This window comes from Thalassotalea mangrovi (assembly GCF_005116735.1).
In the GTDB taxonomy this organism is placed as follows: Bacteria; Pseudomonadota; Gammaproteobacteria; order Enterobacterales; family Alteromonadaceae; genus Thalassotalea_A; species Thalassotalea_A mangrovi.
This window is the reverse complement of record NZ_SWDB01000027.1, coordinates 67,331-82,290: the sequence shown is the minus strand read 5'-3', so window position 1 is coordinate 82,290 and position 14,960 is coordinate 67,331. Positions and strand designations below refer to the sequence as shown.

9 protein-coding genes and 1 other RNA gene are annotated in these 14,960 nt (G+C 43.3%); 6 read left to right on the top strand and 4 right to left on the bottom strand.

Annotated elements, in window-relative coordinates:
- Positions 1 to 19 precede the first annotated feature (19 nt).
- Both E8M12_RS11130 and ffs read left to right on the top strand, forming a co-directional pair.
- Entirely contained in the window at positions 20 to 610 is a 591-nt protein-coding gene (locus E8M12_RS11130) for a lysophospholipid acyltransferase family protein (protein ID WP_136736217.1), read from the top strand.
- Between the two features lie 681 nt (positions 611 to 1,291).
- Positions 1,292 to 1,388, top strand: an RNA gene (gene ffs, locus E8M12_RS11125) — signal recognition particle sRNA small type.
- A 409-nt stretch (positions 1,389 to 1,797) separates the two neighbouring features.
- On the opposite strand, the gene priC is transcribed toward ffs, so the two are convergent.
- Positions 1,798 to 2,400: a primosomal replication protein PriC gene (gene priC / locus E8M12_RS11120; RefSeq protein WP_136736216.1), complete on the bottom strand. Its 603-nt coding sequence runs from the start codon at positions 2,398 to 2,400 to the stop codon at positions 1,798 to 1,800.
- A gap of 8 nt (positions 2,401 to 2,408) precedes the next feature.
- The gene (locus E8M12_RS11115) at positions 2,409 to 3,182 is read right to left on the bottom strand and encodes a TSUP family transporter (RefSeq protein ID WP_136736215.1); all 774 of its coding nucleotides are present in this window, start codon (positions 3,180 to 3,182) and stop codon (positions 2,409 to 2,411) included.
- 581 nt (positions 3,183 to 3,763) lie between these two features.
- Here E8M12_RS11115 and E8M12_RS11110 point away from each other — a divergent pair.
- From E8M12_RS11110 to E8M12_RS11095, 4 genes are all read left to right on the top strand, one after another.
- The gene (locus E8M12_RS11110; protein WP_136736214.1) at positions 3,764 to 6,334 is read left to right on the top strand and encodes a TonB-dependent receptor; all 2,571 of its coding nucleotides are present in this window, start codon (positions 3,764 to 3,766) and stop codon (positions 6,332 to 6,334) included.
- Positions 6,335 to 6,429: 95 nt separating this feature from the next.
- Entirely contained in the window at positions 6,430 to 7,356 is a 927-nt protein-coding gene (locus E8M12_RS11105; RefSeq protein ID WP_136736213.1) for a class I SAM-dependent methyltransferase, read from the top strand.
- 544 nt (positions 7,357 to 7,900) lie between these two features.
- A complete protein-coding gene (locus tag E8M12_RS11100; RefSeq protein ID WP_169303126.1) occupies positions 7,901 to 10,699 on the top strand; it encodes a TonB-dependent receptor domain-containing protein in 2,799 nt (932 codons plus the stop codon).
- A gap of 124 nt (positions 10,700 to 10,823) precedes the next feature.
- On the top strand, positions 10,824 to 12,449 hold the full coding sequence (locus E8M12_RS11095; RefSeq protein WP_136736211.1) for a tetratricopeptide repeat-containing sulfotransferase family protein: 1,626 nt from the start codon (positions 10,824 to 10,826) through the stop codon (positions 12,447 to 12,449).
- 105 nt (positions 12,450 to 12,554) lie between these two features.
- On the opposite strand, the gene E8M12_RS11090 is transcribed toward E8M12_RS11095, so the two are convergent.
- Positions 12,555 to 12,800 (bottom strand): hypothetical protein, encoded by a 246-nt coding sequence (locus tag E8M12_RS11090; protein ID WP_136736210.1) that lies wholly within the window; start codon positions 12,798 to 12,800, stop codon positions 12,555 to 12,557.
- 56 nt (positions 12,801 to 12,856) lie between these two features.
- The gene (locus tag E8M12_RS11085; RefSeq protein ID WP_136736209.1) at positions 12,857 to 14,665 is read right to left on the bottom strand and encodes a tetratricopeptide repeat protein; all 1,809 of its coding nucleotides are present in this window, start codon (positions 14,663 to 14,665) and stop codon (positions 12,857 to 12,859) included.
- Between the last annotated feature and the right edge of the window lie 295 nt (positions 14,666 to 14,960).

Below are 14,960 nucleotides of genomic sequence, written 5' to 3'. Positions count from 1 at the left end.
TGGATGGAGAAATGGATTTATGAGTACCTTTTTACCGGTAACGCCGGACAATATTCCTCAGACCCAAGCGGGGTTTACTCATTGGCTGGGCCGTAAAATGCTCTCCCTGTCCGGCTGGCAGCTTAGCGGACAACTGCCAAATGAAAAAAAACTACTTGTCATTGTTGCACCGCATACCTCCAATTGGGACTTTATGGTTGGCCTGGCAGCAAAATGGGCCTTAAATCTAAAAGTGAGCTTCCTTGGTAAAGACACGTTATTTAAAGGACCTCTGGGGTGGTGGATGCGAAAACTTGGTGGTATTGCTATTGATCGAAGCGCTCCGCACGGAGTCGTCGGGCAAATGGTTGACGAATTTAACAAGCGGGAACAGTTATTACTGGTGATAGCTCCGGAAGGTACTCGTAAAAAGGTACCGGAATGGAAAAAAGGCTTCATGTTTATTGCCAAGGATGCTCAGGTCCCTGTGCTACCGGTTGAGTTTGATTTTAAGCACAAGCGTATCGTCTTTCACCAAAGCCGCCACATTAGTTCTCAGGTTGAGCAGGAGCTAGATTCCATTAAGGCGCTTTACAGTGCGGAACGGGCGAAGCGGCCGGAGTGTTTTTAGTTTAGCATTAATGTATGCACATTAATGCTGTTAAAGAAGGAGACTAACGTCGGTGAGGAAAGAAACTAGTTTCTTTCGGTGAGGACGTTGTCGGTGAAGACTGCGTCGAGGGAGATATACATCGGTGGGAACTTGAGCAATGCCCCCCTGTCATCCCGGTGTCGACCGGGATCTCGCTCTCACGGCTTTGACTGAGATTTCCTGTCGTGGCAGGAAATGACGAAGCTTTATTACCTGCTAACTATATTGGGTGTCTATAGGTGTCTAGGGGTGTCGAAAGCTGACTAGAGGTGACAACAAATAACCTTTACCTGAAGGAAAGTTTTAATTTTCCGTACCCGGAGCCAATGCTATTCATTGGCGTCCCCGGAATAAAACCTTTGGTTTTATGTACCCGCTACCCTAAAAAAAACTTGCTAGCAGCTAGGCGCAATTTCTGATTGCATGCTAGGAGCTGATTTATCAGCGTGCCAGGAGCGAAGCGTGCTCTAAGCCGGCGTTAAGGCCGTTCGCCCTCCGAAACCTGAGACATGAATCCTGAGACCTGCAAATTTAGCAAAGCGACTCGAAATAGTCGCTTTGCTAAATTTGCACTTTTTCCCTTTTAGGGCTTGCATGCAATGATGTGATTGCGCATAATGCGCGTCGCTGTATTCATTCGTACAGCTTCTGAGGCGCCTCTCTCGGTCCTCCCGCAATGATACTCTGTGAACTCGGCCAGGTCCGGAAGGAAGCAACCGCAGCAGACGACTCATGTGCCGGGATGCGGCTGGGGGAGGGGCCACCAATACTTTTCAAAGGATTCAGGTTTCAGGCCTCAGAATTCAGATTCCTTTATAGCTTACCTTCGCTAAATAAATTTTCGACCATTGGCTAGCATACCTGCTGAATGATAAGTCTTTAGCATGCTTCTTTTATTCGATAGCGACTCTCAGTGTAAACATTAATCAATAATCCAAAAACAAATTCTATCTTTCTTTAGCGAGTATAATGGAATGGATGGTAAGAATAGCGTAGATATGTGTCGAGTATTAAATTCAGGTCAGTCAGGTCTCATAAAACTGGTAACGATTCATGCACTGTTTAAGTATCCACCGACGACAGTCTGACACCGAAAATACGACAACGAGAGTATTTTATCCACCAGCTTAGCTTACCTCTACAACAGTAACGAGGCGTTAACCTCGTTACTTAATCTTCTCGATCTCCACTTCTAGCTTAGCAATAGCCTGTCGGCAGCGGCCTAGCCTCTGATGCAATGTCAGAACTTTAGTTTGCAGTTCGGAACTTTGAGCCGGCGCTCGCTTTAATTCATCCTGGGCATCAAATAGCATTTGTTCAAGTCGCTTTTCAAAGCCCTGGTATTCTGCCAGCTTTTCGTATAGCTCGCGGCTTGGTCGGATTATCTGTGCGGTGATTGATCGTGCTTTCTGACTCGATATCCGTTGTCGACGCTGTAAACGATAGTCACTATCACGATGGCGACTGTCATTCGCTTTTATGGCGGTAATTAACGAAGAGATTTGTAGTTGCAACTGTTCTAACAGGCTATAAGCAAGATCCTGCTGGCTGTGGTCCAGTAAAGTTTGCAGGTGATTTAGCTTTTTCTGAATTTCTGGAATATAGCCACTGTATGTATCATATGAGCGATTAAACAACTTATCGTCGAACAGCGCCTGCTGCTGCAGGTAATAGTGAGAGCGACGATGCCTGTTCTGCTCATCGACCGCCTTTGCATCGAGCACTAACTGTTCAAGTAATTGCTGAAGTCTTTGTATTTGTGGTCTCATCTCGTTCCTTACGACCAGGCGTCTAGCGCAAGTTTTATTGCCATAATGATTACCACGAAAAGAAAGATAGGGCGAATAAATTTATTCCCGTAACGAATTGCCGACCGGGCTCCGAGCCAGGAGCCAAGAATCATAAATAGCCCCATTGACAAACCGACCACAAAGTTAACATGTCCAAGATAAATAAACGTCAGCAAGGAGGTAAAGTTGCTGATGAAATTCATCGAACGGGCAAGGCCGGAACTTAACAAAATATTCATTTTATACAGACCGAGTGATGATACGGTCCAGAACGTCCCGGTACCAGGTCCGGCTACGCCATCGTAAAAACCCAGGCTACAACCTTGCAACCATTGTTTGATACGTAATTTATTGTTCACCTCGGGAAGCCGGTGCGTTTGCTCGGTTGCCGATTTTATGGTGACTGTGTATATCGCACACAACAGGATTATCAGTGGTAACACTTTTTCCAACAACTCACCACTTACCAGATTCACCACCAGAGTGCCGAAAAGCGCCCCAATTGCTGTGGCGACAGCTGCCTGGGCCCAGAACAGGGGGTTAAATAATCGTTTTTTAAAAAATGTCATTGAGGCGGTAAATGATGCAAAACTCGCGGATAGCTTATTGGTTCCAAGCACCATATGAGGAGGCAAGCCTGAGGTTAACAATGCGGGAACGGTGAGCAGGCCACCACCGCCAGCAACTGCATCGATAAATCCGGCGATCAGTCCAACGACAGACAGGGTAATTAATAATGATGGATCGGAAAAAAACTCCAACGGATGTCCCTTTGTAACGGCCTTACCTGACAATAATATGAATGAGCAGAGTTGATAATAATAGAAAGTTAACTCAGTTTGGTGATTGTATCAGTTCTCTGTCAACCGACCAATGAGGAATTTTAGATAGGCATTTTAAAACGGATGAAAGCGGCAGTTATGATTGTCAAGATTGTAATGCTTTGTTACAACTTTTCGTACGAATGATTATGTAATATCTGTAAACGAAGCTTTGCAGTGTAAAAGGAAGAGTAAAGCCAAAAAGTCAAGATAAATGTTAATGAGGTGCTGTAGATCTTAAAATTAGGCTGCTTAAAGCGGGCTGTTGTTCTAAAAACGAAATTATAAGGTTAAAAAAGGGTTAATATTTGCTTGATAAGTGTTCAAAAATGCTGGTTTTGGTTAAAAAGTGTAAAAAAGCTTGTATTAATATTGGTTGATCGGTTGACCTTGGAAAAGTTATCGGTTTAATATCATTGCGACAGATCGGGCAGTAAAGCCCAACTAATACAAAAATACAAAGCATTCAAGCTTTGATTTCTAACAAAAACGAATCACGTAAAGTGGTCCAGGGAGTAAACATGTATAGCAATAATAAACTTGCTAAGTCAGTTCGTCTTGCCCTTATGTTTGGTGCAAGTGCAACTGCAGCTATCTCTGCCAACGCTTTCGCAGCGGAAGAAGAAGCACAAGCAGAAGAAGTAGAACGTATCGAAGTTACTGGTTCTCGCATTAAGCGCACCGACATGGAAGGTGCACTTCCTGTAACAGTAATCGATCGTACTCAAATCGATTTATCTGGTGAGTCTTCAGTTGCAGATTTATTGCGTAACACGACTTTCAACTCAACCGGTTCTTTCCGTCCACAGTCTGGTTCAAGTGCCCAGGGTGTTTCTTCAATCAACCTTCGTGGTATCGGTGCTGACCGTACTTTGGTATTGATTGACGGCCGTCGTTTACCTAAGTCACCTTCTACTGGTGGTACTCAGGATTTGAGCACCATCCCTATGGCTGCTGTTGAGCGTGTTGAAATTCTGACTGATGGTGCATCTGCTGCATACGGTTCTGATGCGATCGGTGGTGTTGTAAACATCATCACTCGTAAAGACTTCAACGGTATGGAAATGAAGCTTGGTGCTGCTCAAATTGAGCACGAAGGCGGCGACCGTGAAGAAGGTTCTGTAGTATTTGGTTCATCTTCTGATACGACTCGTGTATTAGGTGGTGTTTCCTGGAACAAACGTGACATCGTATTTGCTCGTGACTTCCCTTGGTATGAGCCTCAAGCGTCTGTATACGGTAACTCATTCGGTACAGCAGAAGCCGGTTATTACAACTGGACTGCGTTACCAGGTGCTTGTAACGAACCTGATTTCGTAATCTTAGAAAGCTCTGGTGCATTAGCAAACTCTAACGGCGAACAAATCCGTTGTGGTTTTAACTACGCTAACGTTTCTGCCGATGAAGCTTCAACCGGTAACCTGTCTTTATTCGCAAACGCTGAACATGAAATCAACGAAGACTGGACTGTGTTTGCAAACGCAAGCGTATCTAAGTCAAGCTCTTTCGGTCGTTATGCGCCAGTTCCTGACGCAGTATTCGTACCAGCAGACAGCCCGAACAACCCAACTAACCCTGATTCAGCAATGTACGATGCAGCTTTTGGTGAAAACCAGGGCGTTTACGCATGGCACCGTTTTGCGGCTCTAGGTAACCGTGACAACGAAGTTGATTCAGAAGTAATGGATCTTGTTGTAGGTGGTTCAGGTGAAGTTTTAGACAACGTATTTGTTGACTTTGGTGCTCGTCGTACTAAGTCAAAAACTTACGATATCGGTCGCAACTACCTAGTACGTTCAACTGCCGCTGCTTACTTAGCCGACGGTACTTATGATCTGCAATTCCCTAGCCAGAATGATGCAGACGTATTAAACGCAATGAAGGCAACGATTTCTCGTATTTCTGAGTTCAACCAGGACGAAGTATACGCATCTGCCTCATTTGACATCATCGAATTACCAGCGGGTACTATGCAGGGTGTTGTAGGTTTCGAATGGCGTGACGAGTACTACGCTGATCAGTACGATTCACTGTCAGAAGCTGGCCAAATCGGTGGTTCTTCAGGTAACTCTGCTGGCGGTGGTCGTCAGGCACGTGGTTACTACTTCGAAACTCTGATCCCAGTAATCGATAACTTAGAAGTAACTGTTGCTGGTCGTCAGGATGACTACTCTGACTACGGTTCAGACTTCTCTCCAAAAGTTGCTGTTCGTTGGGAAGCTATCGACGGTCTAGTGGTACGTGGTTCTTGGGGTGAAGGTTTCCGTGCTCCAGGTCTTGATATCCTGACTCAGAAAACTGCATTCTCCGCTGACTCAGTGAACGATCCGATCACTTGTGCTGCGGCAGGACAAGATGCTGACTGTGAAATCCAGGTTGATGCATACCGTATTGCTAACCCTAACCTTGAGTCAGAGCAATCTGAGCAAGTAGCTTTAGGTTTAGCTTGGCAGCCACTTGAGTGGTTCAACTTCTCATTGGATTACTACTCAATTGAGATCACTGACCGTATCGCGTTCTTCTCATCTCAGAACCTGATCGACCGTGCTGAAGCAGGTGACCCAATCCCAGCTGGTCTTGGTGTAACTCGTAACAGTGCTGGCGTTATCACTCAAATCGACACTGGTTACGGTAACGAAGGTGACCTAGAAACTTCTGGTTTCGACTTTAACGGTCAATTCACGTTTGAAGTACTTGGTGGTGACTTACGTTCTAACCTTCAGGTTTCTTACATGAATGAGTACACCATTGACGGTGGTCGTGACTACGTAAACGATCCGGGTGTACCAGAGATGCGTGCTACCTTGTCTAATTCTTTCACTATCAGCGACTTTGATTTTGCATGGAACGTCAATTATATTGGTGACACTGCAGAAGACGCAGGTACACAGGAAGGCCACATTCCTAGCTGGACAACTCATGATGTTCAAGCAACCTACAACACTTTCTTCAACAGTAAGATTTCTGTAGGTGTTCAAAACGTTGGCGGCAAGCAGCCTCCACTGTTCGGCTACGACGGTCGTGATTACAACTTCAACCTGTACAACGGTTACGGTCGTATCACTTACGTACGTTACACACAATCTTTCTAAGTTAGTGTGAATCGAATAAAAGCGAGCCTCTGGTTCGCTTTTTTTTTCAGCTTTTGTCAGCATCTTGAATAAATTATTAACGAGTAGCCAACGTCATGAAAAATTGGGATCTTTATTGGAAAACAAATCAGTCACTGGGTACTTTCGGGACAGCAGAAGGTGTATTGGGGATACCGACTTCTTTGGCTAACCATTGGCGTCAGGTATTTCATCGTTATACGGATGCTGGTGAAATAAGAATGCTGGATGTGGGAACAGGAAATGGGGTTTTACCTTTTATTGCTTGTTCGCAGCTGAACAATTTGAATGATATTGTTGCCATCGATCTGGCCAATATCGACCCTCTCAATACGATTACTGATAGCCAGATTACCCAGGTATTACAGTCGGTAAAATTTTTAGGTAATACGTCGATTGAAAACACTCAATTACCAGCCAATTCATTTAACCTAATCACCAGTAATTTTGCCATTGAATATGCGGATCTTGAGATTGCCTTACCGGAAGTATGGCGGTTATTGACACCCGGTGGTGAATTTTATGCAGTCATGCATTCTCCAGATTCTGTTTCTTATCAGGATTCGATTACTGGCCTGAAAGTTATCGATAACTTGCTAAATGAGATGCAGATTTTTAATGCGCTTGAGTCGATGTTTTCAGAACCGGTGTCGGTTTCACAAGCACTCAGAAAAAAACTGTTTAGCTCATTAACTCAATATCGTGGAAGCATATCGGGTAGTGAAGAAGTATTATGGCTCGAACAACAATTAGTAAAAATCGCCGATATATGTATCTGCCATCAAAAGTCAGACTTTGCGACAGGCAAACAAAAACTTGCCTTGTACAAAAATCACACCCTTGCACTTTTTGAACGACTAACGCAACAAATTAAAGCCTCACGACCAAGACCAGAACTAGAAAAATTATTAGGTTCCATCGCTAATGACGAGTACCAATTGCAACCCTTGTCTTTAGAGCAGGAAAGCGTCGCAACCTTATTGGTAATTTCAAAGCCAAAGTAACAGTTATTCAAGCCCCATATACATATTTATATCGGGATGAACAAATATTCGGCAGTAATCCCGAAAAATTCAGCACACCATAAACATTTTTTTGCTTTTCGTTTTGCCTGAATAAATATGCAAAGCATCTTTCTTTTGAGCAATATTCTGCATTAAATAACGCAACCGATATTCAGTCGAATTGTTAACCATAATATCGGCTGAGTGCCCGTAAACTAACCCTTACTATTACTACCCGTTTTTTCGTACGAAAAAACCGGATTTTAAAAGCGTTTATTCACTTTTTCTTCACATATGCGAATTTTTATGAATGAGATTTTCTAAAGTGTTGAGAAAATGAACCGTTAGTAGGTGTTTTTTAATTTGTCAAGTCTTGTCAAACAAATAATATTGAAATAAATTGTTACGGCGTTGTTTAAGTTGTAAACAAATATTAAAACAATTTAAAAAAGCAAGAAAAAATAAAAAACTCCAGGGAGTAGTTATGAAAAATAATAATAGTGGCTTTTTTGGCCGCACTTCATTAGTCAGCACTGCTGTATTAATGGCTTTAAATACGGCTTCTTCTTATGCATTTGCTGAAGAAGCTGTTGTTGAAGAAGAAGTTGAGCGTATTGAGGTTACAGGCTCACGTATCAAACGTGCAGACCTTGAAAGTGCTTCTCCAGTTAGTGTTATCACTACCGAAGACATGAAAATTCAGGGTATTTCCAACGTTGCTGATGCGCTACAAAATCTTACAGCACAGTCGGGTGGTCTAACAGCTGCTGTGAACAACGGTGGTAATGGTAATGCAACCGTTAACCTTCGTGGCTTAGGCTCAAACCGTACGCTAGTTCTTGTAAATGGTCGCCGTATGGTTGCTTCAGGTACTGGTGCAACAGCAACCGTCGACTTAAACACCATTCCTATGGCCGCCGTTAAGCGTATCGAAGTATTGAAAGATGGTGCTTCTGCTGTATACGGTTCTGACGCCATTGCTGGTGTGGTTAACATCATTATGCGCAATGATTTTGAAGGTTTTGAGTTTGATGCCAGCTATTCAGAAACCTCGGAAGGTGACGGTGATGAATCTAGTATCAGTACAACATTTGGACTTTCAAGTGACAAGGGTAACATCACGGTAAACTTAGGTTATTATGACCGTGGTGAAGTTCGTCAAGCAGATCGCCCATATTCTGCGTGTCCTATCGCTGAAGAGATCGATGAGAATGGAAACCCGTCCCTTTACTGTGCCGGTTCGTCTTTCTCGCTTGGTATGAACGCATTTTTGCCTGACGGCCGTCGTGTTCAATTTGAGCCTGGTGGAAACGGTTCAACGTCTCCGCTTGGTTATCACGATTGGATCAATGGTGGTGAGGGTAACGATCGCTATAACTATTCAGCATCTTCATACCTGTTTACTCCTGCTACTCGCTATAACGTTTCAGTTTTGGGTAATTACGAGATTTCTGATAACACTAACTTCTTCGCGGAAGGTTTTTATACAAATCGTCACTCAACACAGCAAATGGCTCCACAGCCAATTTATTATGCGTATGGTGCAAATGGTCGTAACTGGACGATGAGCTCAGATCCAGGTATCTATCCGTTTGTAGGTCTTTATGACTTTGGAACTCCGGGCGTTGATGAAACGATTTATCCTCTGCGTCGTATGCAGGAAGTCGGTCCTCGTGTATTCGAGCAGGAAGTTAACTCAGTACAGTTAACTGCTGGTTTCGAAGGCATGATCGGCGATTATTCCTGGAACGCGTTTTACACATACGGCCGTAACAGCGCGATCGATCGTTCTAAAAACTACATTAACATGGAAAACGCCATTAAATCAGTTAACGAAAACTGTGTGGGCGTAACGGTAACCGGTACTCCGGATAATTACACTGTTGACGGTAACGATCCTTCTCAACCATGTATCAATTACTTTGGTTTAGGTAGCATCAGTGAAGCCGATGCAGCGTACCTACGCTATACCGACCAAGGGACATCAGGTACTGAAATGCACCATATGGGCGCAAGTGTCTCTGGCGACTTATTCAGCTTGCCGGCGGGTGCACTTGGTTTTGCTGCAGGTATCGAACATCGTGAAGAATCAGCGTTTAACCAGCCAGATGCATTCTCTTCTTCTGGTATTGGTTCAGGTAACGCGGTACAACCGACAGCGGGTGGCTACAAAGTAGACGAAGCGTTTGTAGAATTAGTGGTTCCTGTACTATCTGATTTACCACTGGCTCAAAGCGTTGACTTAGAAGCGGCTATGCGTTTCTTCGACTACGATACCTTTGGTTCAGACAACACCTGGAAACTAGGTTTAACCTGGAGAATGAACGACATTATTATGCTTCGTTCTGTAGCGTCTACCGCATTCCGCGCTCCGACTGTTGGAGAGTTGTTCGGCGGTCAATCTGACTCTTACACGAACTACAGCGATCCATGTAATGGTGTAGGTGGTCCTAACGAGAACGCGCAATATGCTGCGGCTTGTGCGAATGACGTTGCAAATGGTTTGATCCCAGGCGATGGCTCTTGGAGTCAAGGTAACGGCCAGGTACGTGCTGTTGTTGGTGGTAACCCGGATCTAGGTCCTGAAACGGCTGACACCTTTACTGTAGGTTTGGTCGTAGAACCATTTGAAGGTTTGAGCTTTACTGTTGATTATTATGATATTGAAGTTGAAAATGTTATCAGCTCTATTGGTGTAGGTACTCGTCTGACACAATGTTACGGCGCTGGCTCTGCAGGTGGTGTTGGTGGTTCTAACTCATTCTGTACAGGTGTTGTGCGTAACGCTGTAGGTGACTTCGACGGTACTCCAGCTACTAACGACAACCTTTCTATCTGGGCTCTTAGCGGTATCGACTATAACATTCAATACAACATTGAAATGTTAGGTCTGGACTGGAATTTCGATTGGGAAGCATCTTATATCGAGAATTGGGAAGTTCAAAGTTTCGCGGGTGAAGATACAGTCGACTACGTTGGCGTAGGTTCTTCTGGCTCTGGTTCTATTCCAGAGTGGAAGCATAACTTTGGCGCTCAGGTACGCGGTGATAGTTGGGCTGTTGCTTATAACCTGTTATGGGTGGATGAGTTAACAACTGAGTCTGTTGCCTTAGGTGGTGACGATCCGGCAGATTATTATGCTCCAACAGCGGATTCGTTCATGTCTCATAACATTAGTGCGTCATGGTACATCACAGATAATATCTCAATTCGTGGTGGTATCGACAACTTGACAGATGAAGAGCCGCCTTACTACTCAGATTACGACGATTCAAACACGGATACTACCTTGTATCACTACATCGGTCGTAACTTCTACGTAGGTACAACAATTACTTTCTAATGAGAAAGTAATTGAGATAAAAGCGATGCTTCGGCATCGCTTTTTTTATGCGAATTGTTTCATATTAACATCAATTTACGGTATTAATGTGCATTAGGAATCAATAAGAGCGATACCACGAATTATGACTGATTTTGAGCATACCGCCCAAATAGTAAAAAAGAACGTTAGCCTTGGGGGCAAAGATCAGAGCATCCAGGCATTAGAAAATCTCCACCAAAGTAATCCCCAAAATAAAGCGCATATCAATCAATTGATTAACTTATACCTGCAACAGGGGCAAATCGAAAAAGCTTGTCAGAGCATGTTTAAATTGCTGACACTGGCTCCAGAACATCAGACGTTGTTTCAGGATTTACTGAAATTCTCCAGCCAACAGGGGCTTTTCATTTACGCAGCTAAAGCAATAGAGCTTGTTAGGTTACAGTCAAATGACGTGAATCCGAATGACTATTTCAACTATGGTTATTATCTGGCTAAGTCTGGGGCAAATGACGATGCAGTTGCTGCTTATCAACAGGCGCTGGATAGGGGCGTAGACAAACCGGAGGAGGTATATGTCGCCATTGCTCAACTATTGGTAAATGCTGATAGACATAAGGCGATTACCCACCTTCAAAAAGCGCTGTCCTTAAAGCCAGACTACATCATTGCAATGTTTAATTTAGCCACGCTTTATGAAGAAATGGGAAACCGGCTGGAGGCACAACAGCTTCTTGAAAATATCCTCGTCCTGGAACCGTTTCACTGCGATGCTTTATCCCGATTAGCAGAGTTGGTGACCGGCAAAGCTAAGCAATTAAAAGTACTTCATGCAATTGACCAGGCACTTAATATAACTAACCTGAATTTGTCAGACAAAATTAATCTGCATTATGCAAGGGCTCATTTGTTCGATAAGTTGGGGCAATTTGATAACGCGTTCCAATCGGCTTTGCAGGCGAATGAGTTAAACAGACAGGTAAACCCTCAATTTGACCTTGAGGAATATGCAAGTAGAGTGAAAAAATTAACGGCATATGTCGATGGCTTAAGTTCTTCACCCCCGCCAATGCCGAGCCCAGTTCCCGTGTTTATTTGTGGAATGTTTCGCTCAGGCTCCACATTGCTGGAGCAGGTTTTAGGATGCCATAGTCAGATAACGCCAGCTGGAGAACTCGCATTTTTCACTAAGTTACGCGAATTTATCCAAAGAAATTTCTCGTCCGGTACCAACCAGGTGAACGAACAAATGCTGAGTAGTTGGCGTAACCAATATGTCGAACTGCTGAGTTCTTATGACAGTGGGCAAAAACTGGTAACTGATAAAAGGCCGGATAATATTGTTAATATCCCCCTGATAAAAGCGATGTTACCTGATGCCAAGTTTATCATTACGCAACGTAATCCACTCGATATCGCTTTATCGGTTTTATTTTTAAGGCTTGGGCCAAGTCAATCTTATGCGACGAGGGTGCAAGATATTTTAGATGTATGCTCGGTTCAGCAAAAATGGTTGCAGGCATTTCAGGAGAAGTATAAAGACGACATTATAGTTGTTAAATACGAGGATATGGTTACGAATTTCACCGAGACTGTGACAACCTTACTGGGTCGGCTGGATTTAAACTTTGAACCAGATTGTTTTAATTTTCATAACGCCACAAATGCGGTACAGACGGCAAGCGTTTGGAAAGTCCGAGAGCCTTTGTTTCAAACATCGCTAGATAAGTGGAAAAATTATCGCATGCATTTAGCGAATCATTCTTGATTGACGCTTTTATATAAGTAAGACGTTGTTAACATGACGGGGTGTTAGTCTAAAAAGAAGAACAGCAAGCCGATACGCAAAATTATGTGTTATCGGCTTGTCTGGTTAATTGGTGTTGTTTGTGCGTCCGCGCTGTAATGTACGTAATGCTTCTTGAGCATCTTGTTTTTCTTTTTCTATTTGCTCAGGGGTTCGACAAATTCGTGTGCCTATATGAGAGCCCGTTACTTTTTCATAACGGCAAATTTTCCCATCATCGTTTTGCGCTATGCGCTCTGACTCAGGGGTGCCCGAGCATGCTGTTATCGCAGTTAATGCAATCATTAAAACTGCGTGTCGGTTTATGTACATTTTGTCTCCTAGTTTTTCTCATTTACTTCATTGAATATACAGCATTTTTGGGATAATTAAAGTGCTTGTTTGGGAATAATGTCAAACGGTGTCGTGACTCTTTTTTCATTGCTTTCAAACGGGGTAGTGCCATGCCAAAAATAAGAGGGGAACAAGACCAACAAACCAGGCTTTGGCGCAAGGCTCTTTTCGCTACTAAGCGGGACAGGGAGTTCGAAACCGGGTTGTCCAAAATTTATATGCCCTTGTCCTGACTCTGATTGTCTCACGCAGGAGGGAACCGAGGCGTAGTAAGCACTACTAAACCAACCGGCTGGGTGATAATGGTTTTTATGAAAACCGCTGCTTTGGAGAATAACTGACCAGGAATCCGTTTCGCTAAAGGCGCCGGTATTTCTCTGTAACAAAGGATGGTTAGGGTCTTTAGGCAGGTTGGCGAGAAACGCACTGATTTGTTCCCGAAACGAACTTACCAATTGCTTTATTATTGGTATTTGATAGTCGAATAACTTTTCACCAGTCTGGCTGCCGTTCACTAAAGTCTGATCAAGAGGGTGTGCTTTCGCATAATGGTACTGGCTAATTACTGTTACCAGTTCCTGATTAAACTCTTCGATACTATTATACCCCTGAGGTACGTTAATCTCGCAGGCCAATATAAATTTCTGATAATCACATAAATAATCATATTGAGCATCCCCCAACAGCCTAAGCGCAATGGATTTATAAGCGAGCCAGCCTTGGTGATAGGGAGACTGTTGCAATAGTAAATTAAATATTTTCAGGGCTCTTTCGGGCTTTTCAATACCCATATAAGCTTTACCAAGCTCTTCTTTCGCAATCTCACTATCTGTATGCGAAGTCGCTAATTTGGCATGTTTAAATGCCCGGTCGAACTTTCGTTGCCTCTGATATAGCCGCGATAATTCTATATTTGCTCCACCGTGTTTTTTATCGTGACGAAGCAACTCCAACAAGGATTGTTCAGCCTCATCAACTAAACCCGCTTGATGTTGCTTTCTCGCTAAGGCTAACTGCAAATTTAGATCGGTAGGGCGTTTTTTAATCGCTCGCTTGTATGACGACAGGAATTCGCTACTTTGACTTTCCCAAAGTATGTGATTTAGCCAGTGGTGAGCATCAATATCGGCCGGCTGATTTTCTACCAGAGCTTCATAGATTTTTTGAGCTTGTGTCGACTGCCCCATTAACGTCAGGCAACTCGCCAGGTTTTTTAGTAGCTCAGGCTGATTTGGTGCCATACTCAACCCCTTTTCAAGTACTAAGATGGCTTTATTCCAAACGCATTGTTTTTTGTATACGATACCGAGATTATTCAGCGCTGCTATGTTTGTTGGGCTATTTTCGATGATGGACTGAAATTCTTGTTCAGCTAATTCCAGTTTTTCCTGGTGTAGGTAACTTTGACCCAACGCCAGTTTAATATTAACGTTGTCAGGATTGAGCAACAGCGCTTTTTTTAACAACAGTTCCGATTCACAATACTTTTTCAACTGGTGATTTAGGAGACCTGATTGATACAAAGCCCGAATATCATTTGGGTTTAATGATAGTAGTCTATTCCATGTAGTTAACGCCTTCATTATGTCGCCTTGCTTTCTATAGTGGATCGCAAGGTTACTGAGTGCGGCTCGATGTTGAGGCGCAATATTTAATACTTTTTGAAGGGTAGCTTCAATCTCTTTGGTATTTCCTGTGGCTTGATCTGCAATAGCCTTCAAATGCCACACATCAGGGTTCTTTGGCTGGATACGTGACAGTTTTTGTAATAAATGCAGCGCTTGTGGGTACTGTTTATTATGTATCAGATTTACAATGTAATTTAAATTGATGGTGGTGTTCATGGAGTCACTAACAACTTGTTTTTTGGTTAAGATACCCTAACCAAATCAAGGTATCCACCGGTATTAAGGATATTTACTGGCAATATATAGTTACAATTTTTTTAAAAAAAATCAGCTCCCACTTTAATCTGTTTATCGAATAGTCGTAATGAGCGCCTTTCCCCTGTTTTACCCTGCTTTAATGTGAAATCAAAAGCTCGTAATGTCTTTTATATTGAAGGCTAGGGCGCAGTTTTCAGGTTTCATTGTCTCTCACGAAAATCAAACAAAGTTACTGTAAAAATGTAAGGCGGCG

Coding starts and splice junctions, on each gene's coding strand:
- E8M12_RS11085 (WP_136736209.1), bottom strand. CDS start 14,665: ATGAACACCACCATCAATTTAAATTACATTGTAAATCTGATACATAAT.
- priC (WP_136736216.1), bottom strand. CDS start 2,400: ATGAGACCACAAATACAAAGACTTCAGCAATTACTTGAACAGTTAGTG.
- E8M12_RS11130 (WP_136736217.1), top strand. CDS start 20: ATGAGTACCTTTTTACCGGTAACGCCGGACAATATTCCTCAGACCCAA.
- E8M12_RS11095 (WP_136736211.1), top strand. CDS start 10,824: ATGACTGATTTTGAGCATACCGCCCAAATAGTAAAAAAGAACGTTAGC.
- E8M12_RS11110 (WP_136736214.1), top strand. CDS start 3,764: ATGTATAGCAATAATAAACTTGCTAAGTCAGTTCGTCTTGCCCTTATG.
- E8M12_RS11100 (WP_169303126.1), top strand. CDS start 7,901: ATGGCTTTAAATACGGCTTCTTCTTATGCATTTGCTGAAGAAGCTGTT.
- E8M12_RS11105 (WP_136736213.1), top strand. CDS start 6,430: ATGAAAAATTGGGATCTTTATTGGAAAACAAATCAGTCACTGGGTACT.
- E8M12_RS11090 (WP_136736210.1), bottom strand. CDS start 12,800: ATGTACATAAACCGACACGCAGTTTTAATGATTGCATTAACTGCGATA.